This window comes from Myxococcus sp. CA039A (assembly GCF_013336645.1).
Taxonomy (GTDB): domain Bacteria; phylum Myxococcota; class Myxococcia; order Myxococcales; family Myxococcaceae; genus Myxococcus; species Myxococcus llanfairpwllgwyngyllgogerychwyrndrobwllllantysiliogogogochensis.
Genome location: NZ_JABUMQ010000008.1, coordinates 1 through 24,358, shown reverse-complemented (window position 1 = coordinate 24,358; position 24,358 = coordinate 1). Strand labels below are relative to the sequence as shown.

Here is a 24,358-nt window from a genome sequence, read left to right as displayed (position 1 = left end):
TCGCGCGACGCGTGGGCGGCGCGGGGCCTGTCGGTGGGCAGCTCCAACAGCGCGGGGGCTCCTTGGAGTTGCTGTTTCCAGTAGGCCAGCCGCGTCCGCAGCGCGTCGTCACGCAGCCAGCCGCGCTGCCACGCGGCGAAGTCGGCGTATTGCACGGACAGCGGAGGAAGCACGGCCGGCTCGCCGGAGAGGTGCGCCGCGTAGAGCGTGCCCAGCTCGCGCACCAGCACGCCGGAAGACCAACCGTCGGAGACGATGTGGTGGATGTTGGCGAGGAGCAGGTGCTCGCGCTCCGCCAGCTTGACGAGGCAGAGGCGGAACAACGGTCCGGAGGTGAGGTCGAAGGGACGCTCTCCTTCCTCCACCGTCAGTCGTCGGGCCTCGGCCTGACGGTGGTCATCCTCCAGGTGCCGCAGGTCGATGAGCGCGATGGAGACGGGCGCCGCGGGGTGGATGACCTGGGACGGTTGCCCGTCGATGGAGGTGAACGTGGTGCGGAGCGCCTCGTGGCGTGAGACGACGTCGGAGACCGCTCGCTCCAAGGCGGCGATGTCGAGTGTCCCCTCGAGGCGGAGCGCCGTGAGGATGTTGTAGAGGGCGCTGCCGGGATCGAGCTGGTCGATGAACCACAGTCGCTGCTGCGCGAAGGACAGCGGCAGGGCGCCTGTGCGCGGCACGGGCGTCAGCGCCGGAACCTCCAGCCCCTGCTGCTCCTGTCGCGAGGCATCCAGGTACCGGGCCAGTCCGGCGACGGTGGGGGCTTCGAAGAGTTCCCGCAGCGGGAGTTCGACGTTGAAGGCGGAGCGGATGCGGGAGACGACCTGCGTGGCGAGAAGGGAGTGGCCTCCCAGCTCGAAGAAGTCGTCCTCCGGGCCCACTCGCGAGACACCGAGCACCTCGGCGTAGATGCCCGCGAGCACCTCCTCCGTGGCGGTGCGTGGCATCTCGGGCGCCTCTTGAGGCTGAGTGCTGACTCCGGGCGGAGGGAGGGCCTTGCGGTCGACCTTGCCGTTCGCTGTCAGCGGCAGCTCTGTCAGCGTGACGATGGCCGACGGCACCATGTACGCGGGGAGCCGCTCCTCGAGGAAGCCGCGCACGGCGCCCGTGTCCAGTCCATGATCCGAGGGCACCACGTAGGCGACGAGTCGCTTGTCGCCCGGCACGTCCTCGCGCACGACGACGATGACTTCGCCGACACCCGGGTGCTGGCGCAGGGTGCTCTCCACTTCACCGGGCTCGATGCGGAAGCCACGCACCTTGACCTGGAAGTCGGCGCGGCCCTGGAACTCCAAGGTTCCATCCATCCGCCACCGGGCCTTGTCACCCGTGCGGTAGAGCCGCGTGCCCGGAGCCCCGAAGGGATGGGGCACGAAGCGCTCCGCGGTGAGGTCCGGCCGCCCGAGGTAGCCCCAGGCGAGGCCGTCGCCTCCGACGTACAGCTCGCCCGTCACTCCGGGAGGCGTCGGCTGGAATGAGCCGTCCAACACGAAGGCGGAGGAGTGAGGCACCGGCCCGCCGATGGGGACCGAGTCGCCAACCGCATCACCCGCGCGCAGGGCATGTGTGGCGGAGAATGTGGTGTTCTCGGTGGGGCCGTAGCCGTTGATGAGGACGCCGCTCGGAGGCAGCAGCGCGAGGTGTTCGCGCACGCGCCGCGCGGGCAGCACGTCTCCACCCGCGAGCACCTGGGAGACGCCGGTCAGCGCCTGGGGCTGATACGTCACCATCTGCTCGTAGAGGGCAGCGGTGAGCCAGAGCGAGGAGATGCGGTGACGCGCGAGCAGCGCTCCCAGCTCCTCCAGGGAAAGCGCTCCAGGAGGCGCGAGGACGAGCCGGGCGCCGTGAAGCAGCGCGCCCCAGAGTTCGAGCGTGGAGGCATCGAAGGCGACGGGGGCCGCCTGGAGCCAGACCTCGTTGGGCCCGAATCGGATGGCACCGTGAGGCTGCACGAGTCGGACGACGCCCCGGTGCGGCACGCAGACGCCCTTGGGCTCGCCGGTGCTCCCCGAGGTGAACATGACGTAGGCCAGGGCGTCCGCGCTCGCGGGCACCGCTGGGGCCGAGTCTGGCTGGCGGGCGATATGCGCGGCCTCTTCGTCCATGACGACGAGCACGACGCCCAGCTCCGGCAGCTCGTCTGCCACCGACGACTCCGTCAACAGGACGGCGGAGGAAGACTGGCGCAGGACCCACGCCATGCGCTCGGTCGGCCAGGTGGCATCCAGTGGGACGTACGCGGCTCCCGCCTTGAGGGTGCCGAGCAGCGCGACCACCAGGTCCACGGAGCGCTTCAGGTGCACGGCGACGCGGCTGCCGGGCTGAACGCCCAGTCCGCGGAGATGATGGGCGAGCCGGTTCGCGCGCGCGTCGAGCTGCGCGTACGTGAGGCTCGCGTCCTCGGACTCGACGGCGACGGCGTCCGGAGTGAGCGCGGCCTGTCGGGCGAAGAGTTGATGGATGGCCGCGTCACGCGGGTACTCCGCGGCGGCGGCGTTCCACAGCGCCAGGACCTGATGCCGCTCCTCGGAGGACAGCAGCGACACGAGGCCCAGCGGGCGCTCCGGCGCGGCGGTGACGGCCTCCAGCAGCACGGCGTAGTGGCGCATCAGCCGCTTCACCGTGTCCGCATCGAAGAGGTCGGTGTTGTAGTTGAGGGCGCCGGAGAAGCCCTGCGTCCCCTCCTCCAGCAGGAGGCTGACCTCGTACTGCGACGTGGTGATGTTCGCGGTGAGCGGAGCGAAGGAGAGCCCCGGGAGCTGGATGGCCTCGACGGGGGTGTTCTGAAGGGTGAGGGTGGCCTGGAAGAGCGGGCTGCGAGCGAGGTCGCGCTGGGGCTGGAGCTCCTCGACGAGCTTCTCGAAGGGGAGGTCCTGGTGCTGGTATGCGGCCAGCGTGGCGCTCCGCACGTGGGCGAGGAGCTGGAGGAAGGAGCCGCGCGCGTCAATGCGCGAGCGCAGGACGAGCGTGTTGACGAAGAAGCCGATGAGGCCCTCCGTCTCCCCCTGCTGGCGGTTGGCGATGGGGAAGCCCACGGAGACGTCGTCCTGCCCGGCGTAGCGGGCGAGCACGAGCTGCCAGGCCGCGAGCAGCACCATGAAGGGCGTGGCGCCCTCACGCTGGGCCAGTGCTCGCACGGAGGCGCTCAGCTCGCCTGTCAGCGCGACAGGGAGCAGGGTGCCCTTGTGGGACTGGACGGCCGGACGAGGCCTGTCCGTGGGCAGCTCGAGGACACCCGAGGTGCCCGAGAGGTGCTCCTTCCAGAAGTCGAGCTGTCGCTGGAGCATGTCGCCGCGCAGCCAGGAGCGCTGCCATGCCGCGTAGTCGGCGTACTGCACGGGCAGCGGAGGCAGCGCGGCCGGAGTGCCCGTGGTTCGAGCCACGTACAGCGTGGCCAGCTCGCGCACGAGGACGCCCGTGGACCACGCGTCGGAGACGATGTGGTGCATCGTCACCAGGAGCACATGGGCCTGTGCGCCATGCTTCAGCAACGAGGCGCGCAGGAGCGGCCCCGTGGAGAGGTCGAACGAAGCGAGGGCGTCCGCCGCGATGAGGGCTTGCGTCCGCGCCTGTCGCTCCTCTTCGGACAGCGCGCTCAGGTCCATCACGGGCATGCTGAAGCGGGAGGCGGGACGGATGCGCTGCACCGGCGCACCGTCACGCATGGCGAAGGTGGTGCGCAGGACCTCGTGGCGGTTCACCAGGGTGTTGAAGGCATGCTCCAGCGCTCCGACCTCCAGTGCACCCTCCACGCGCAGCGCCGTGGGCAGGTTGAAGAGCGGCGTGCCCGGGGAGAGCTGGTCGATGAACCACAGGCGCTGCTGGGAGAAGGAGAGCGGCAACGCCTCCGTACGAGGTACGGGAAGCAGGGGCGGCACCGCCGGAGTCGTCTCCCCCCGGCTGGCGTCGATGCGCGCGGCGAGGCCCGCCACGGTGGGGTCCTCGAAGAGGGCGCGCAGGGGGAGGTCCACCTGGAACGCGGCCCGGATGCGAGAGGCGAGCTGGGTGGCGAGCAGCGAGTGGCCTCCCAGGGTGAAGAAGCTGTCCTGCGCTCCCACCTGCTCGACGCGGAGGATGGCGGCCATCAGCTCCGCCAGCGTCTGCTCCGTGGGCGTGCGGGGGGCGATCCACGCAGCCTCCACTTCGGCCTGCAGGTCTGGCGCGGGCAGCGCCTCGCGGTCCAGCTTGCCGTTCGGCGAGAGGGGCAGCGCATCCAGCACCACGAAGGCCGCGGGTACCAGGTGCTCAGGCAGTCCGGTCAGCAGTCCTCGCCGGAGCTCCGTGGCCTCCAGCGTGCTCTCTGCTCGTGGCACCACGTAGGCGACCAGCAGGTCGTCGCGCACCAGCACGACGGCCTCCTGGACGCCCGGCTGTCGCAGGAGCGCGGCTTCGACTTCACCTGGCTCGATGCGCAAGCCGCGCAGCTTCACCTGGGAGTCGAGGCGGCCGAGGTGCTCGAGGGTTCCGTTCGCGAGCCAGCGCGCCCTGTCGCCGGTGCGGTAGATGCGGGCACCGGGCTCGGTGCTGAACGGGTTTGGGATGAACCGCTCGGCGATGAGGTGGGGCTGGTGCGGGGCGCCGCGCGCCAGACCCTCGTCGCCCAGATACAGCTCGCCGGGCACGCCCGTGGGGACCGGCCGCAGGTCCGCGTCCAGGACATAGGTCTGGGTGTCGTTCCACTCTCCGAGGACGCGTCGCAGCTCGGCCTCGTCCATCAGCGGCAGGGCGGAGAGTGACTGCTCGGGGTCCGCCACGGCCGCGCGGAGCAGGGTGAGCAGGTGCTCCACCATCCGCGCCATGGTGGCGTTGTCGAACAGGTCGACGTTGTAGTCGAGCGTGCCCACGAAGCCCGCTGGCGTCTCCGTCAGGGTGAGGTTCAGGTCGAACTTGAGGGGCATCTCGTGGTCCCCCAGTCCCTCCAGCCGCAACCCGGGCAGCTCCAGCGCCCCCATGGGGGTGTTCAGCACGGAGAACATGACCTGGAACAGCGGCGAGTAGCTGAGGCTGCGCTCGGGGTGCAGCTCCTCGACGAGCTTCTCGAAGGGCACGTCCTGGTGGTCGAAGGCCTCCAGCGTGGTGCGCTTCACCTGCTTCAGCAGCGAGGCGAAGGAGGCGCGTGGCTCCAGCCGCGCGCGCAGCGCCAGCGTGTTGACGAAGAAGCCGATGAGGCCCTCGGTCTCCCCCCGGTTGCGCCCGGCGATGGGCGAGCCGACGACGATGTCGTCCTGGCCGGAGTAGCGCGCGAGGAGCACCTGGAACGCGGCCAGCAACGTCATGAAGGGCGTGGCGCCGTGCTGCTGCGACAGGGTCTTGATGGCGTCGGAGAGGTCCGTGGACAGCACGACGGCGCGCTGAGCGGCGTTGCGCGTCTGGACGGCCGGACGGGGTCTGTCGGTGGACAGCTCCAGCAGCGCCGGAGCGCCTTCGAGCTGTCGCTTCCAGTAGCCCAGGCGCGTGCGGAGCGCGTCGTCGCGCAGCCAGCCCCGCTGCCAGGCCGCGAAGTCGGCGTACTGCACGGGCAGCGGAGGCAGCTCCGCCTGTGTCCCTGACAGGTGCGCCGCATAGAGGGCGCCCAGCTCTCGCACCAGCACGCCCGTGGACCAGCCGTCGGAGACGATGTGGTGCATCGTCGAGAGCAGCACATGCTCCCGCGCTTCCACTCGCAGCAGTGTGACTCGGAAGAGCGGACCCGTGGCGAGGTCGAAGGGGGTCAGGGCCTCTTCGCGGGCGAGGCGGAGCACCTCGGCCTCGCGCTCGGCCGAGGGCAGGGTGCTCAGGTCCACCACCGGCAGCGTCACGGGCGCGGCCGGATGGATGTGCTGCACGGGCTCCCCTTCGCGCGAGGCGAAGGTGGTGCGCAGCGCCTCGTGGCGCTCCACCACGTCGGAGATGGAGTGCTCCAGCGCGGCCACGTCCAGGTCGCCCACCAGCCGGAGCGCGGAGGGCATGTTGTACAGGGCGCTGGCCGGCTCCAACTGGTCGATGAACCACAGGCGCTGCTGAGCGAAGGACAGCGGCAGCGCGTCCGTGCGCGGCACGGGCACGAGCGGGGGCAGGCCCAGGCCTCGCCGTTCCAGGCGCAGGGCGTCCACCTGCCCGGCCAGCGCGGAGAGCGTCGGGGACTCGAACAGCTCACGCAGGGCCAGCTCCAGGTCGAACGTCGCCCGGATGCGCGAGACGACCTGGGTGGCGAGGAGCGAGTGTCCGCCCAGCTCGAAGAAGTCGTCATTCCTCCCCACGCGCGGGACGCCCAGCACGTCGGAGAAGATGCTGGCCAGCGCCACTTCGGTGGCACCGACAGGCACCATGAAGGCGTCAGCGCCCGAGCCCTCCAGCTCCGGTGCCGGCAGGGCATTGCGGTCCACCTTGCCGTTCGGAGTCAGCGGCAGGGACTCCAGGCACACCAGGGCCGAGGGCACCATGTACTCGGGCAGCTTCTGGCGCAGGAAGTCCTTCAGCCCCGCCATGTCGGCGTCGGGCGCCACGACATAGGCCACCAGTCGCTTGTCGCCGGGCGCATCCTCGCGCACCACGACGACGGCCTCGCTCACGCTGGCGTGCAGCCGCAGGACGCTCTCCACCTCGCCCGGCTCGATTCGGAAGCCGCGCACCTTGACCTGGAAGTCCGTGCGGCCGAGGAACTCCAGCGTGCCGTCGTCGCTCCAGCGCACCTTGTCGCCCGTGCGGTAGAGGCGCTCGCCCGCATTGAACGGATGGGGCACGAAGCGCTCGGCCGTGAGGTCCGGACGGCCCAGGTAGCCCCAGGCCAGTCCGTCTCCTCCCGTGAACAGCTCGCCCGGCGCACCAGGGAGCACCGGCTCGAACCGCTCATCCAACACGTAGACGCGGGTGTTGGAGATGGGGCGGCCAATGGGCACGGAAGCGCCGATGACGTCGCCTGCCTCCATCCGGTGGCACGCGGTGAACGTCGTGTTCTCCGTGGGGCCGTAGCCGTTGACGAGCACCGCGTCGGGAGCCATCCGCGACAGGTGTTCGCGCACGCGCCGCACGGGCAGCACATCGCCTCCCGCCAGCACCTGTCGCACGGAGGCCAGGGCCTCGGGCTGGTGGATGGCCATCTGCTCGAAGAGGGCCGCCGTCAACCACAGGGTGGTGACGCGGTGGCGCACCAGCACCGCGCCCAGCTCTTCCAGCGTGGGCGTGTGAGGCGGGAAGAGGACCAGGCGGGCGCCATGGAGCAGCGCGCCCCAGACCTCCAACGTGGAGGCGTCGAAGGAGATGGGCGCGAGTTGGAGGAAGACCTCCTGGGGGCCAAAGTGGATGAACTCGCCGCTCATCACCAGTCGGGTGATGCCTCGATGGGGGATGGCGACGCCCTTGGGCTGCCCCGTGGAGCCCGAGGTGAACATGACGTACGCGAGGCTGTCCGCGTCAGCGCGAGTGTCGAGCGCCGACACAGGCTGGAGGGCCACCTGCTCCCAGTCGGAGTCGAGGCAGACGAGGAGCGGGACGTAGGCGGGCAGCTCATCGGCGAGCCGCTCCTGGGTCACGAGGACGGACGCACCCGTGCTCGCGAGCATGGCGGACAGCCGCTCCGCCGGATAGGCGGGGTCGAGCGGAACGAAGGCCGCGCCCGCCTTGAGGATGCCCAGCAGGCCCACGGGCAGCTCCAGGCTCCGCTCCAGGCACAGGGCCACGCGAGTCCCCGGCGTGACGCCCAGGGTGCGCAGATGGTGCGCGAGCTGGTTGGAGCGCTCGTCGAGCTCCCGGTAGGTGAGCATGCCCGTCGTGGACTCGACGGCGATGGCGTCCGGTGTGCGCGCCGCCTGCTCGGCGAAGAGCTGATGCACTCCCGCTTCGCGCGGGTAGTCGCGCTGTGTCCGGTTCCACTCCACCAGCACTCGCTCGCGCTCCTCCTGTGTCACCAGGGAGAGCGAGGACAGCAGGGCCTGGGGCCGGGCCAGCATGGCCTCCAGGGCCGTGGCCCAGTGGCGCAGCACCCGCTCCAGCGCCGGCGTCTCGAAGCGCTGCGTGTCGTAGACGAGGCGCAGCTCCAGCCGAGGGCCGGGCAGGACGATGGCCACGAAGGGCACGTCGGACTGTTCGGCGCTGGCGAGGTCGCGGACCTGGAAGTCGCTGCCGCCGGAGTAGACGGCGTCGTCGACGGGGTAGTTCTCGAAGACGTACAGGCTCTGGAACAGCGGCTGGCCGCGAGGCACGTCGCTCCAGGCCTGGATGCGCGCCAGTGAGGCGTGCTCGTGCTGGTTCAGCGCCTGCATCTGGGCGTGTTGCGAAGCGAGCCACGCCACCACCGGCATGTCGGGCTCCAGCCGGCTGCGCAGGGGCAACGTATTGATGAACAGGCCCACCATGTGCTCGATGCCCGGCACGTCGGCGGCGCGGCCGGACACGGTGGTGCCGAAGATGACATCGCGCTCACCGGAGTAGCGGGCGAGCACCAGCGCCCAGGCGCCCTGCAGCACGGTGTTGGCCGTGAGCTGGTGCTGGCGTGCGTACGCGTGCAGCGCCTGGGTCGTCTCGGCGCTCAAGAGGAGCCCTCGCTCGCCCTGCGCGTATGGCGCGTCCTTGGTGTCAGGGAGCCGGGCGCCCGGGAGCGGCGTCGGCGCGGTGAAGCCCTGGAGGGCTTCGCGCCAGTGGGCCTCGCTGTGCGCGGTGGGGTCCTCTCGTAGCCAGGAGATGAAGTCCCGGTACGCGGGAGCGGCCCCCAGCGCGGGACGCTGGCCCTTGGAGGCGGCGTCGTAGGAGGCGAACAGCTCCTTGAAGACGAGGCCGAGGCTCCAGCCGTCCATCAGCAGGTGATGCGAGGACCAGAGGACGCGGTGCAACCCATCGTCCAGCTTCACCACCGTCAGGCGCATCAGGGGCGACTGGCGCAGGTCGAAGCCCCGGACGCGGTCCGAGGCCATGAGGGCATCGAAGCGGGCCTTCTGCTCGTCCGGAGTCAGGCCGCGCCAGTCCAGCTCCTCCCAGGGCAGCGCGACGCGCGGGCTCACCACCTGAAGCGGCTCATCCAGCCCTTCCCAGACGAACGCGGTGCGCAGGGGCGCATGGCGCTCCACCACCGTCTCCCAGGCGCGGCGGAAGAGCCCCAGGTCGATGCGCGCGCCGAACGTCCAGCCGAACTGCGTGACGTACACGCCCGAGCCCGGCGCCATCAGCGACTGGAACAGCATGCCCTGCTGGAGCGCGGACAGTGGGTAGACGTCCTCCACGGGCAAGCCCGGAGGGAGCACCCTGTCCTGCGTCGCCTGTGTCAGCCGAGCCAGCGGGAAGTCGGCCGGGGTGTAGCGCAGGGCATCGGACGTGGCACGGCCGGAGACGAGCAGGCGCAGCGCGTCCTTGAAGGACTCCACGAGCGCGCGCGCGGTGGCCTCGTCGTGGAGGTCGCGGCTGTACGTGAGTGAGAGGTGGAGTTGTCCCCCCTGGACGACGGCTGACACGTCGAGCAGGTGCGCGCGCGGCGCACGCGGGCTGATGGATGGACCCTGGGCCTCTGGCGCGAACGTGAACAGCGAGGCGTCGCTGGAGGTGGAGTCCACCTGGCCCAGGTAGTTGAGGGACACCTCGGGGACGGGCAGGTCGCGCAGCCGCGCATGGGTGGCGTCCTCGCGCAGATGGCGCAGCAGGCCGTGTCCCAGGCCATTGGCGGACAGGGTGCGCAGCGAGTCCCGCGTGGAGCGCACGGTGTCACCGGGGCTGTCCCCGGCGCCCACCTGGAGCAGGACTGGGTAGAGGGAGGTGAACCAGCCCACGGTGCGTGACAGGTCCACGTCGGTGAAGAGGTCCTCGCGGCCGTGGCCTTCGGCTTCGACGAGGAAGCGCGACTGGCCCGTGCGCACGGCCAGGGCACGGCCCAGCGCGGCCAGCAACACATCCTGGAGCCGCGCGCGGTACGCCGCGGGCACCTCACGCAGCAGCAGGCCTGTGTCTCCGGCGTCGAGACTCGTGGAGACGGTGTGCGAGGAGGCGACGGTGTTCAGCCCCTCCGCCCTGTCTCGGGGCAGAGGGAGGACGCGCGCGCGGGCCTCGTCCAGCCAGTAGGCGCGCTCGGCGTCGAGCGCCTCGGACCGGGCATGCTTGTGCAGGCGCTCGGACCACGTCTTGAAGGACGTCGTCTTTGCCGGGAGCGAGGGCGCCTCGCCACGCAGGGCCTGACGGCAGAGGGTCTCCAGGTCCTCGACGAGGATTCGCCAGGAGACTGCGTCGACGACGAGGTGGTGGGCCACGAGCAGCAGTCGCGCGGACTCCCCCGGGCCGAAGTCGAAGTGGACGGCGCACAAGAGCGGCGCCGAGCCCAGGTCGAAGGACCTCTGCGCCTCGGTGGCGATGGCTTCCACCCGCGCGGTCCGCTCACCCGTGGACAGCGACGACACGTCCTCCCGGCACAGCGACGGGGTGTGCTCCAGGCCCGTGCCGTGCTGGCTCCACCGGCCGTCCTCCTGGACGAAGCGGATGCGCAGGGCGTCGTGGTGCTCCACCAGCTTGCGCAGGGCGGCTTCGAGGACAGAGGGCTCCACCGGCTCGCGCAGCCGCAGCATCAGCGCCTGGTTGTAGTGGTGCGGCTCGGGATTCGTGCCCTCGAGGAACGCGCGCTGGATGGGCGTGAGGAGCACCGGGCCGACGACGGGCGTTTGCTCAGCAGTGGTGGCCTGGAGCCGGGAGACCTCGGGGGCCAGGGTGGCGATGGTCTGCGACTGGAAGAGCTGCCGGGGCGCGAAGTGCAGACCGGCACGACGGGCGCGCGCGACGAGCTGGAGGCTGATGATGGAGTCGCCGCCCAACTGGAAGAAGTTGTCGTGGATGCCGACACGCGGGACGCGCAACACCTGGGCCCACACCGTGGCGAGGGCCTCCTCCATCTCGTTGCGAGGCGCGACGTAGGAGTCGGTGCTCACGGCGTCCGGCGAAGGCAGCGCGGCGCGGTCGACCTTGCCGTTGGAGGACAAGGGCAGTGCCTCCAGCGCGACGATGGCCGAGGGCACCATGTACGCCGGGAGGCGCTCACCCAGGTGCGCCCGCAGCACTCCGATGTCGGGGAGGGAAGCGCCGGCATGCGGCGCGACATAGGCCACGAGCCGTGCGCCCAAAGGGCCCTCCTCGCGCACCACCACCACCGCGTCGCCGACGGAGGCATGCGTCCGCAGCGCGGATTCAATCTCTCCCAGTTCGATGCGGTAACCACGCACCTTCACCTGGAAGTCGGCGCGGCCCAGGTACTCCAGCCGTCCGTCGGCGCCCCAGCGGACGCGGTCGCCCGTGCGGTACATCCGGGCTCCAGGCTGCGTGCTGAAGGCATCGGGGATGAATCGCTCCGCGGTCAACGCGGGACGCCGCCAGTAGCCACGCGCCACGCCCGAGCCGCCGATGAACAGCTCACCCACGACGCCCACTGGAACGGGGCGCAGGTGTGCATCCAGGACGTACAGGCGGGTGTTGGCGATGGGACGGCCGATGGAGATGGAACCGCTCGTGGCGTCTCCAGGGGCCACGGTGTGGACGCTGCAACCGACCACCGTCTCGGTGGGGCCGTACTCGTTGATGAGCAGGGTGTCCGGAGCGTGCTTGCGCCAGAAGGCCACGCCCTCGGCGGTCAGGGCTTCGCCACCGATGACGAACGCACGTGCGCGACCGGCTGCCTCGCCCGGCGTGAGCTGGGAGGCGAGCAGTTGCAGGTGCGTGGGCGTCAGCTTCACGAGGCTGAAGTCGCTGCCCTCGCGCAGGGCTTCACCCAGCCCCTCCACGCCCGCTTCCTCGGGCACGAGCACCACGGGTCTCCCCGCGATGAGCGGAGCGATGAGGCTGGTGACGGTCAGGTCGAAGGAGAGAGGCGAGTGGACCGGGGAGCCCGAGCCTTCGGCGATGCGGTACGCGCGCAGGGCCCAGGTGAGGTAGTTCACGACGCCCCGGTGCTCCACCATGACGCCCTTGGGGAGACCGGTGCTGCCAGAGGTGTAGATGAGGTAGGCGAGGTCGTCGGCGGTGGCCAGGGGGGCCGGAGCAGTCGTGGGCTGCTTGCCCGCCGTGACGTCCCAGTCGTCGTCGACGCGGAGGACATGGAGCGCGCTCGCGGGCAGCGCGTCCGCGAGCACCGACTCGGTGAGGACGATGGCGACGTGGGTGTCGTCCAGGAGGAAGGCGATGCGAGAGTCGGGCAGGGCCGGGTCGAGAGGGAGGTAGGCGGCACCGGCCTTGAGCGCGGCCCAGAGGGCGACGACCATCTCCGGCGAGCGGCGGAAGTACAGGCCCACCCGTGAGCCTCGCCCGACACCCAGGTCGCGCAGCGCGTGGGCGAGCTGATTGGCGCGGGCCTCCAGCTCACGGAAGGTGAGCTGAGCGTCGCCCATGGACACGGCGAGCGCGTTGGGAGCGCGAGCGACGGTGTCCTCGAAGAGGGCGTGGACGGTGGTGTGCGCGGGGAAGTCCGCATGCGTGTCGTTCCACTCCACCAGGACGCGGTGCTGCTCGGCCTCGTCCATGAGCGGAAGGGACGCGACGGGGGCATCCGGTTGTTCCACCGCCGCGCGGAGCAGCATGAGGAAGTGGGACGCCAGTCGAGAGATGGTGGCCGCGTCGAACAGGGCCGTGGAGAACTGGAGCGAGCCCTGGAAGCCCGACGGCGTCTCGCTGAGGGAGAGGTCGAGGTCGAACTTCGCGACGGCGTTGTCGAAGTCGACGGGAAGGACGCGCAGGCCGGGAAGCTCCAGGTCCCCCATGGGGGTGTTGAGGAGCGAGAAGAAGACCTGGAACAGGGGAGAGAAGCCCAGGCTGCGCTCGGGCTGCAGCTCCTCGACGAGTTTCTCGAAGGGCACGTCCTGGTGCTCGTACGCCTCCAGCGTGGAGGCGCGCACCTGGGCGAGGAGCACTCGGAAGGAGGCCCGCGAGTCGATGCGCGCGCGGAGCACGAGCGTGTTGACGAAGAAGCCGATGAGGGGCTCGGTCTCCGCGTGTTTGCGGCCGGCGATGGGCGAGCCGACGGTGAGGTCGTCCTGCCCGGAGTATCGCGAGAGCAGGAGTTGGAAGGCCGCCAGCAACGTCATGAAGGGTGTGGCGCCTTCACGTTGGGAGAGCGCCTTGACGGCCTCGGAGAGCCGCGCGCCGAGGGAGAGCGGATGGGACGAGGCCGTGCGCGATTGAACCGCGGGACGCGGCCTGTCGGTGGGCAGCTCCAGCAGCGCCGGAGCCCCCTGGAGGTGCTTCTTCCAGAAGTCCAGCTCCGTGCGCAGCGCCTCGTCGCGCAGCCAGCCGCGCTGCCAGGCCGCGAAGTCGGCGTACTGCACGGGCAGCGGAGGCAGTGAGGCAGGCACGCCGGACAGGTGCGCCGCATAGAGCGCGCCCAGCTCGCGCACCAGCACGCCGGTGGACCAGCCATCCGAGACGATGTGGTGGACGGTGAAGAGCAGCAGGTGCGCGTGCTCCTCCAGTCGGACGAGGCAGAGGCGGAAGAGGGAGTCCGAGGTCAGGTCGAACGGGCGAGCGGACTCCTCCAGGGCAAGGCTCCGCTCCTCGAAGGAACGGGAGGTCGGGTCGAGGTGACGGAGGTCGATGCACGGAATGGTGACGGGAGCAGCCGCGCGGACTCGCTGGAGGGGCTGCCCATCGACGGAGGCCGTGAAGGTGGTGCGCAGCACTTCATGTCGTGCGACGACCTCGGAGACCGCGCGCTCGAGGGCGGCGACGTCCAGGGTGCCTTCGAGGCGCAGGGCGATGGGGATGTTGTAGAGGGAGCTCCCCGGCTCGAGCTGGTCGATGAACCACAGTCGCTGCTGTGCGAAGGACAGCGGCAAGGCCTCGGTGCGAGGCATGGGCGTCAGGGGAGGCGCCTTCGAGATGCCTCCACGCGAACTCGCGTCGATGCGCGCCGCGAGGGACGCGACAGTGGGAGCCTCGAAGAGGGCTCGGAGGGGCAGCTCGACCTGGAAGGCCGCGCGAATGCGCGAGGCGAGCTGGGTGGCGAGGAGCGAATGGCCGCCGAGCGCGAAGAAGGAGTCCTCGGCGCCGACGCGCTCGATGCGCAGCAGCTCCGCCATGAGGGCGGCCAGCGTGCGCTCGGTGTTGGTGCGAGGCGCGACGTAGGTGTCGGTGAGAACAGCGTCGGGGGCCGGCAGGGCGCTTCGGTCGAGCTTGCCGTTGGCCGTGAGGGGCAGGGCCTCCAGCGGTACCAGGACGGCGGGCACCATGTACTCGGGCAGCCGCGCCAGGAGGAACGTGCGCAGGGCCGCGATGTCCACCGTCTCGCTGGCGACGACGTAGCCCACGAGGTGCTGGTTGCCCGGCGAGTCCTCTCGAACCAGCGCGACGGCTTCACGAACGTCGGCGTGCGCGAGGAGCGCGGCTTCGACTTCACCCAGCTCGATGCGCTGGCCGCGCAGCTTCACCTGGAAGTCGAGGCGGCCGAGGTACTCGAGGGTGCCGTCCGCGAGCCAGCGCGCCTTGTCTCCGGTGCGATAGAGGCGGGCGCCAGGCTCGATGCTGAACGGGTCCGGGATGAACCGCTCCGCGGTGAGGTGCGGGCGGTGGAGGTAGCCGAGCGAGAGCTGGGCACCGGCGAGGAAAAGCTCGCCCGGGACCCCCGTGGGGACGGGCTCGAGGAGCGCGTCGAGGACGTAGGCCCGCGTGTTGGAGACCGGCCTTCCGATGGGAATGGCCGCGCGAGACTCCGACGGTGAGGCGAGGGCGAACGTCGAGTCGATGGTGACTTCGGTGGGGCCGTAGAGGTTGACGAGCAGGGCCCTGGGGAGCGTGGCGTGGAGGCGGCGCGCGAGTTCGGAGGGCAGGGCTTCGCCGCCGCAGAAGAGGAAGCGGAGGTGGGAAGCCGCGCTCGCAAGCCCTTCCTCGTCGAGGAGGAAGCGCAGCAGGGAGGGGACGAGCTGGAGGACGGAGACGCGGTGTCGCAGGACGCTGGCCAGGAGCGCGGCCGGGTCGCGGTGAGCGTCGGTGGGAGCGAGGACCAGGGGGAGTCCCGCGAGGAGCGGCGCCCAGATTTCCCAGACGGAGGCGTCGAAGCTGAGCGGCGTCTTGAGGAGAACCCTGTCGCCGGGCAGGAGCGGGAAGGCGGAGAGCAACCACGCCATGTGGTTGGCGAGTGCCTGATGCGAGACGAGCGTGGCCTTGGGCTGGCCAGAGGACCCGGAGGTGTAGATGAGGTACGCCGGGCTGGAGGGAGCCACGGCCACCTCGGTGTCGAAGCGTCTCTCGCCGTCATCCCCGTGCGCGCCCCACTGCGGGTCGAGGGAGATGACGGTGGGGCCCTCGGGCAATGCCGCCCGGAGGTGGGGCTGGGTGAGGAGCACCGGGGGCGCGGCGTCCTGGAGCATGAAGGCCAGTCGCTCACGGGGATAGGCCGGGTCCAATGGGAGCCACGCGGCGCCCGCCTTGAGGATGGCGAGCAGGGCGACGGGCAGCTCGAGTGAGCGCTCCATGAAGACCGCGACGAGGGAGCCCGGACGGACACCTGTCTGGAGGAGCCGGGCGGCGAGACGGCTGGCGCGGGCCTCCAGCTGGGAGAAGGAGAGGGTGCCATCGTCCGAGATGACCGCGGTGGCGTGCGGCATGAGCCCGGCCCACACGGAGACCTGTCGATGGACGGGGCTGTCGAGCGGGAAGTCGATGCCGGTGTTGTTCCACTCGACGAGGAGGCGCTGCCGCTCGGCGGCGTCCATGAGCGGCAGGGAGGAGACAGGCACCTCCGGCTGGGCCACGGCGGCGCGGAGCAAGGTGAGGAAGTGCGTCGCCATCCGCGCGGCGGTGGCCGTGTCGAAGAGCGCGGTGGAGAACTGGAGCGCGCCCTCGAAGCCCGTGGGGGACTCGGAGAGGGTGAGGTCCAGGTCGAACTTGGCGAGCAGCCCCGTTGGCGCGAGCGGGCGCAGGCTCAGTCCGGGAAGCTCCAGGTCGCCGGTGGGCGCGTTGAGCAGCGAGAAGGTGACCTGGAAGAGCGGAGAGAAGCCGAGGCTGCGCTGGGGCTGCAGCTCCTCCACGAGCTTCTCGAAGGGCACGTCCTGGTGCTCGAACGCGCCGAGGGTGGAGTGCTTCACCTGGGTCAGCAGCTCGGAGAACGTCACGCGCGGGGCCACCTGGGCGCGCAGCACCAGGGTGTTGACGAAGAAGCCGATGAGGTCCTCCGTCTCGGCGCGGTTGCGTCCCGCGATGGGCGAGCCGACGACGACATCGTCCTGCCCGGAGTAGCGCGCGAGCAGGAGCTGGAACGCCGCCAGCAGCGTCATGAAGGGCGTGGCGCCATGGCGCTGCGAGAGCGCCTTGATGGACTCGGACAGCTCGGCTCCGAGGGAGACAGGGTGGAGCGCCGCCTCGCGTGAGGCCAGTGCGGCACGGGGCCTGTCGGTGGGCAGCTCCAACAAGGGGGGCGCGCCGGCCAGCGCGTCACGCCACCACGCGAGTTGCTCCTCCAGGGCCGCGTCTCGCAACCAACCGCGCTGCCACACGGCGAAGTCCGCGTACTGCACGGCCAGCTCCGACAGGGGAGACGGAAGGCCCTCGCGGAAGGCCGCGTACAGGGCGACCAGCTCGCGCACGAGGACACTCATGGACCACGCGTCGGCGACGCCGTGGTGCAGGGTGACGAGCAGCACGTGCGAAGTCGTGGCCCGCCGCAACAGCGTGGCGCGCAGCAACGGACCGCGTGCGAGGTCGAACGGGCGCAGGGCCTCTTCCGACGTCAACCGCCGCGTCTCGCGGTCCCGCTCCTCGGGCGCGAGCGACTCCAGCCCCACCGCGGGCAGCGGGAACGGCGCGGCCGGGTGGATGCGCTGGATGGCCTGTCCGTCCACTGCGCCGAAGGTGGTGCGCAGGGACTCGTGGCGCCGTTGCAGCTCGGTGAAGGCGCGCTCCAGCGCGGTGACCTCCAGCGGCCCCTCCAGCTCCAGGGCCGTGGGGATGTTGTAGAGCGAGCTGCCGGGTTCGAGCTGGTCGATGAACCACAGTCGCTGCTGGGCGAAGGACAACGGCAGGTCTCCCGTGCGCGGAGCGGGCGTCAGCGCGGGGGCCTTCAGGGTGCTTGCGCCGGCCTGGGCCAGCGTGTCCAGCCTCAGGGCCAGCCGCGCCACGGTGGGGGCCTCGAAGAGCTCGCGCAAGGGCAGCTCGACTCCGAAGGCGACCTGCACGCGCGAGAGGGCCTGGGTGGCGAGCAGTGAGTGGCCACCCAGCTCGAAGAAGTCGTCATGGACGCCGACGCGCTCGACGTGCAGCAGCTCCTGCCACAGGGCGACGAGCCGCGACTCCGTCTCACCTCGGGGCGCGACGTACTCCCGGACCTCGGTCTCGCCCGTGCCTTCGGGTGGAGGCAGGGCGTTGCGGTCCACCTTCCCATGGGCCGTGAGCGGCAGCGCGGGCAGGACGGCGATGGCGGAGGGCACCATGTGCTCGGGCAGCCGCTCCTTGAGCGCCGCGCGCAGTGAGGCCGGGTCGACCGACTCGTCCTCCTCGGCCACGACGTAGGCCACCAACCGGGTGAGGCCGGGAGCATCCTCGCGCACGACGGCGACGGCCTCGCGCACGGAGGGGAGCCGCGAGAGGACGGACTCCACCTCACCCAGCTCGATGCGGAAGCCGCGCAGCTTCACCTGCGAGTCGAGGCGGCCCAGGTAATCGAGCGTTCCATCGGCTCGCCACCGCGCCCGGTCTCCGGTGCGATAGAGCCGCGCCCCGGGCACTCCGGAGAGTGCGTCCGGGATGAAGCGCTCGGCGGTGAGCGCGGGCTGTCCCAGGTAGCCTCGCGCCAGACCGACGCCACCCACGCACAGCTCGCCGGGCACGCCGACGGGCTGTGGGCGCAGCGAAGCGTCCAGTACGTACACCTGGAGGTTGGCCCAGGGGCGACCGATGGTGAGGACCTGTCCGGCCGTCAGTGGCTCGGTGATGGACGCGCAGACGGTGGTTTCGGTGGGGCCGTACGCGTTGAGGAAGCGCACGTGCGGTGACCAGCGACGCACCAGCTCCGGCGTGCACGCCTCGCCCGCGGAGACGAGCGTCTCCAACGAAGGGAAGTCCTCGGGCGACAGTTGCGCGAGGACCGAGGGGGTGAGCGTCACCGCGGTGATGGACTCATCCCGGGCCAGCGCACGCAGGGGTGCTCCGGGCAGGAGTCGCTCACGCGGCGCCAGCACGAGGGTGGCACCCGAGAGCAACGCGCCGAAGAACTCCCAGACCGATGCATCGAAGCCAGCGGAGAAGAACTGGAGGACGCGGCTTCCAGTGCCGAGCCCCATGGCACGGCCTGTCTGGAGGGCCGTGTTGCACAGGCCCCGGTGCTGCAGGAGCGTGCCCTTGGGCCTGCCGGTGCTGCCGGAGGTGTAGATGATGTACGCGAGGTTGTCGGCGGTGGTGGCCGGCTCGGGCGCGCGGGTGGGCTGTGCGGCGATGAGGTCCGCCTCGGCGTCGAGCAGGACGAGCTGCTCGCTCCCCGCCGGGAGTTCGTCGGCGATGGCCTCGGTCGTGACGAGGACGGGCGCCGCGCAGTCGCGCAGCATGAACGTGAGGCGCTCGACGGGATAGCTGGGGTCGAGCGGGACGTAGGCTCCGCCCGCCTTGAGGATGCCGAGGATGGCGACGGCGGTGTCGAGCGAGCGCTCCACGCAGAGGGCGACGGGCACATCCTCGCGGACGCCGAGGCCCCGCAGGTGGTGCGCGAGCTGATTGGCGCGAGCGTCGAGCTGCGCGTAGGAGAGCTGCTGGCCCTCGAAGCGCACGGCGATGGCGTCCGGGGTGCGCGTGGCCTGCGCCTGGAAGAGCTGGTGCGCGCCGACGTCACGAGGGAAGTCGCGCGCGGATGCGTTCCAGTCGACCAGGAGCTGGCGCTGCTCCGCCTGGGCCATGAGGGGCAGGTCGGAGATGGGCGTGCCGGGGTTCGCCGCCGCGGCCTCCAGCACCACGCCGAGGTGACGCACGAGCCCGTCGATGGTGGTGGCCTCGAAGAGGTCCGTGCGGTACTCGCAGGTGCACTCCAGCCCGGCCTCCGTCTCGACGATGGCGAGGGTGAGGTCCAGGCGCGAGGTGCCGGACTCCGAGAACTCGGGGCGCAGCGTGAGGCCGGGCACCTCCAGCGCCGCGGCAGGCTGGTTCTGCAGCACCAGCTTCACCTGGAACAGGGGCGTATGGCCGAGGCTGCGCTCGGGGTTGAGGGCCTTGACCAGCTCCTCGAACGGCAGGTCCTGGTGCGAGTGGGCGCCCAGCGTGACGTCGCGCACCTGGGCGAGCAGCTCGCGGAAGGTCATCCCCGGCGTGGTTCGCGCGCGCAGGGCGAGCTGGTTCACGAAGAAGCCGATGAGGCCCTCCGTCTCCACGCGGTTGCGGTTGGCGATGTCCGTGCCGACGACGAGGTCCGCCTGCCCCGAGTACCGCGAGAGGACGAGGTCGAAGCCAGCCAGCAGCGCCATGAAGAGGGTGGTGCCCTCACGGCGGGAGAGTGCCTGGAGCGCCGTTGCCAGCGCGCGCGGCAGCGTGCGGGTGAGGGTGGCGCCCTGGAAGCCCTGGATGGCGGGCCGAGGGAAGTCCGTGGGGAGTTCGAGGAAGCGGGGCGCACCCTGGAGGTGCTCGCGCCACCAGGACAGCTGCGCGTCGAGCGCCTCGCCCTGGAGCCAGCCGCGTTGCCACGCCGCGTAGTCCGCGTACTGGATGGACAGCTCGGGCAGCGGAGAGTCGTGTCCCGCGCGGAAGGCGGCATATAGCGCGGCGGACTCGCGAACCAGCACGTCGACGGACCAGCCGTCCGAGACGATGTGATGCAGGGTCAGCAGCAGGACGTGCCGCGACTCGGAAAGACGGAGCAGCGTGGCGCGCAGCAGCGGCCCGCGAGTGAGGTCGAACGGACGCCGCGCCTCTTCGCGAGCGAGGCGCCGGGCTTCCGCTTCACCTTCATCACCGGGGAGCGCGGAGAGGTCCACGCGAAGCAGCGGAACCGGGGCCGCTGGATGGATGATTTGAAGTGGACCCTCGCGGAAGGTGGTGCGGAGCACCTCGTGGCGGCGCACCAACTCGGTGAAGGCGTGCTCCAGCGCGGGGACGTCGAGTGTCCCCTCCAGCCGGAGACCCACGGGCATGTTGTAGAACGGGCTGTCCGGCTCCAGCTTGTCGAGGAACCACAGGCGCTGCTGGGCGAAGGACAGGGGCAGCTCGCCCGAGCGAGAGACAGGCTGAAGCGGCGGGGAGTGGCGCTCCACCGCATGAGTCGAGGACTCGAGCCGGCGTGCGAGCTGCGCGACGGTGGGCGACTCGAAGAGGACGCGCAGCGGGAGCTCCACCCCCAGCACGGAGTGGATGCGTGAGACGATCTGCGTGGCGAGCAGGGAGTGGCCGCCGAGCGCGAAGAAGCTGTCCTCGACCCCGACGTGCGCCACGTCCAGCACCTGCTCGAACAACCGCGCGAGCTGCTCCTCCGTCCGTGAGCGCGGCGCGATGTAACGAAGGACAGAACCACTCTGGGCCGGCGTGGGGAGGGCCTTGCTGTTGAAGGAGAGAAGGACCTGCTCGAGTTCCTCTCCCGGCAGCAGGGAGATGGAGGCGACGCGTGCCTCCGGGGCAGCCATCAGCGCCTGGAGCGCCACGCCCCAGTGGCGCAGGAGGCGCTCGGGGATGGATGGCTCGAAGCGCGCGGCGTCGAACAAGAGACGCAGCTCCAGCGAGTCCCCGGGAATGACGTACGCCTCCAGCGGCGTGTCCGTCTGGTCGAGGATGGTGAAGTCGCGGATGCCCAGCGCCTCTCCGGCCGTGTTGACGGCGGCATCGACGGGGAAGTTCTCGACGATGAAGAGGGATTCGAAGAGGGGCGTGCCACGCGGCACGTCGCTCCACCCGTGCAGCCGCACGAGGGACGTGTGCTCGAACTGGCGCAGTTCGAGCTGCTGGGTGTGGAGCTGCTGGATCCAGGAGAGCGTGGTGGTGTCGTCGTCGACGAAGACGCGGACGGGCACGGTGTTGATGAAGAGCCCGATGGCGCGGTCGATGCCGGAGACGTCGGCGGAGCGACCCGAGGTGGTGGCGCCGAAGAGGATGTCCTTCTCACCGGTGTGACGTGAGAGCACCAGCGTCCACGCGGCCTGGACCAGTGCATTGAGGGTGAGGTGGTGCTGGCGGACGAAGGCCTGGAGGTCGGTGGTGGTCTGCGCGGGCAGGTGGAGCTGGAGGCGCTGACGCTGGAGCACCGAGTCCGGGTTTCGAGGAAGGGCACCAGGGAGGGGCGTGGGCGCGGTGAAGCCACGCAGCGTCTTTCGCCAATAGAGCTCCGCCGGCGCCATCGGCTGGCGTTCGAGCCAGGTGATGTAGTCGCGGAAGGTCGTCGCTTCACGCCGGATCCACACCAGTCCCGCGCGAACCTGCTCGTAGGTGGTGAAGAGGTCCTGGAAGAGCAGGCCCATGCTCCAGCCATCCATCAGCATGTGATGCATGGTCCCGAGAGCGCGCCAGGCGTGCTCATCGGTGCGGATGACCGTCAGTCGCAGCAGCGGTGGCGTGCGCAGGTCGAACCCGCGAGCGCGGTCCTCGGAGAGGAGGGCCTGGAAGCGGGACTGCTGCTCTGCTTCCTCCACTCCGCGCCAGTCGAGTTCCTCCCAGGGCAGGGCAGCACCGGGGTGGACGAGCTGAAGGGGCTCCTGAGAGCCGCCCGTGAGGAAGGACGTGCGCAGCAGGGGCTGTCGCTGGATGACAGCCTCCCAGGTGCGCCGGAACGCCCCCAGGTCCAGGGCGTCACCGAAGGTCCACGTCAACTGGGTGACGTAGACGCCGGAGCCCGGCGCCGCGAGGGTGTGGAAGAGCATGCCCTGCTGCAAGGGCGACAACGGATAGAGGTCCTCCACCGGAGTGCCTGCTGTGACGAGACGGTCGGCGATGGCCTGCTTCAACCGGCTCAGGACGACGTCCGTGGACTCGTGCCACTTCGAGTCCGTCGACGTGCGCAGGGTGAGCGCGAGCAGCGCGGCGTCCGACTGCTCGGCCCAGGCGCCGCCCTGGAGCTGTACCACTCGGGCCAGGGCTTCCAGCGTCGGGTGTTGGAAGAGCTGCTGGGTCGTGAGCTGGACGCCCGCGTTGCGTGCGCGGGAGACAATCTGGATGGAGAGGATGGAGTCGCCACCCAGCGCGAAGAAGTTGTCATGTCGCGTGACGCGCGGCACGCGCAGGGCGTCGGACCAGATGGCGGCGAGGACCTTCTCCTGAGGTGTCCTCGGCTCGGAGTCGTCGGCGACGGCGGACTGTGGACCCCGGCTCTGCGGCGCGGGGAGGGCCTTGCGGTCGACCTTGCCATTGGGCGTGAGTGGCAGCGCGGGCAGGGCGACGAAGAGGGACGGCACCATGTGCTCGGGCAGGTGCCGTTGGGCGAAGTCGCGGAGCGCGGAGGAGTCGAGCGCGAGGCCGGGCTGAGGGACGAGCCAGGCGACGAGGCGTCCATCACCGGAGGCATCGAGGTGGACGCCCGCGACTGCCTGGAGGACGGAGGTGTGGCGTGAGAGGACGGCTTCGACTTCGCCCAGTTCGATGCGGAAGCCGCGCAGCTTCACCTGGAAGTCGGCGCGCCCGAGGAAGTCGAGCGAGCCGTCAGGGCGCCAGCGAGCAAGGTCACCGGTGCGGTAGAGGCGCGCGCCAGGGATGCCGGAGAAGGCGTCGGGGAGGAAGCGCTCGGCGGTGAGGTCGGGGCGACCGAAGTAGCCGCGCACGACACCTTCGCCAGCGATGAAGAGCTCGCCGGGCGAGCCGATGGGGCAGGGCTGACCGGAGGAGTCGAGGACGAAGAGACGGTTGTTGGCGAGAGGCGTCCCGATGGAAAGGGTGGAAGCCCCTTCGTCGGAGAGCGAGGACGGGTGAGACGAGGACCAGACGGTGGTCTCCGTCGGGCCATACATGTTGAGCAGGGAGGAGTGGGGGAGTGCGGCGCGAAGCTGGGAGGCGAGAGGGCCGGGGAGGGCCTCACCGCCGACGAGGAGGAAGCGGAGGGACGCGAGCGCGCCGAGTGACTCGTGCGCGAGCACCCGGGCGCGAGCGAAGGACGGCGTGCACTGGAGGTGGGAGACAGGGTGGCGGCGGAGGACCTCGGGCAGCGTCAGCGCGGTGCCGAGGCGAGAGGCGGCGCGCTCGTCATGGAGGACGACGTGGAAGCCTCGGCAGAGCGTCCAGAGCAGCTCCAGGACGGAGATGTCGAAGGAGATGGAGGTGACGGCGAGCCACGTGCCAGGAGAGGTGCCCAGGCGGTCATCCATGGCCGCGAAGAAGTTGGCGGCGGTGCGGTGAGGCACCATGACGCCCTTGGGCCGGCCGGTGGAGCCCGACGTGTAGATGACATACGCGAGGTTTTCGGCGTCCGCGTTGCCGGGAGTTCGCGCTTCCTCGTCGCCCGTCTCGTCGAGAAGGAGGACCTGGGCCTCCGATGCAGGCAGTGAGTCGAGGAGGTGGCGTGAGGTGAGGACGAAGGGCGCGCGAGAGTCCTGGAGCATCCAGGAGAGGCGGTCCGAGGGGTAATCAGGGTCGAGGGGAAGGTAGGCGCCGCCCGCGTGGAGGATGGCGAGCATGGCGGCGACCATGTCGGCGGAGCGCTGGACGAAGAGACCGACGGGGGCGTCCGGGCGGAGGCCGAGGGACTGGAGTCGGTGGGAGAGACGAAGGACGCGCTGGAGGAGGTGGCGGTAGGAGAGCGAGACGTCACCGAAGGACAGCGCGGTGGCGTCGGGGGTGAGCGCGGCCTGTGCCTCGAACTGGAGGTGGAGGCAGGCGGGGTCGAAGTGGCGCGAGGACGCGTTGAAGGAGCGAAGGACCTGCTCGCGCTCCTCTCCCGTCACCAAGGAGAGCGCCCCCAGGCGTGAGTCGGGACTGGAGACGAGGGCCTGAAGCGCGACGCTCCAGTGGCGCAGGAGGCGCTCGGGGGTAGAGGGCTCGAAGCGAGCGGCGTCGAAGAGCAGGCGCAGCTCCAGGGCGTCCCCGGGGATGACGTACGCCTCCAGCGGGGTATCGGCCTGCTCACGCGCGCTGAAGTCGCGGATGCCCAGCTCGGCGCTGGCCGAGTTGACGGCGGCGTCGACGGGGAAGTTCTCGACGATGAAGAGGGACTCGAAGAGGGGCGTGCCACGCGGCACGTCGCTCCACCGCTGGAGATGGGTCAGCGGCGTGTGCTCGAACTGGCGCAGCTCGAGCTGCTGGGTGTGGAGCTGCTGGAGCCAGGAGAGCGCGGTGGCGTCTTCGTCGACGAAGATGCGAACGGGCAGCGTGTTGATGAAGAGGCCGACGGCGTGTTCGATGCCGGAGACGTCGGCGGAGCGACCCGACGTCGTGGCGCCGAAGAGGATGTCCTGCTCACCGGTGTGACGTGAGAGCACCAGCGTCCAAGCGGCCTGGACCAGTGCATTGAGGGTGAGGTGGTGCTGGCGGACGAAGGCCTGGAGGTCCG

At 70.6% G+C, this 24,358-nt stretch carries 1 protein-coding gene (cut by a window edge); it reads right to left on the bottom strand.

The genetic code is table 11. From position 1 onward, the window contains the following. Positions 1-24,358: part of a non-ribosomal peptide synthase/polyketide synthase coding region (locus tag HR086_RS02285; RefSeq protein ID WP_174464717.1), annotated on the bottom strand (this coding region is incomplete at its 5' end). The annotated region extends 8,551 nt beyond the left edge of the window; the window shows 24,358 of its 32,909 annotated nt.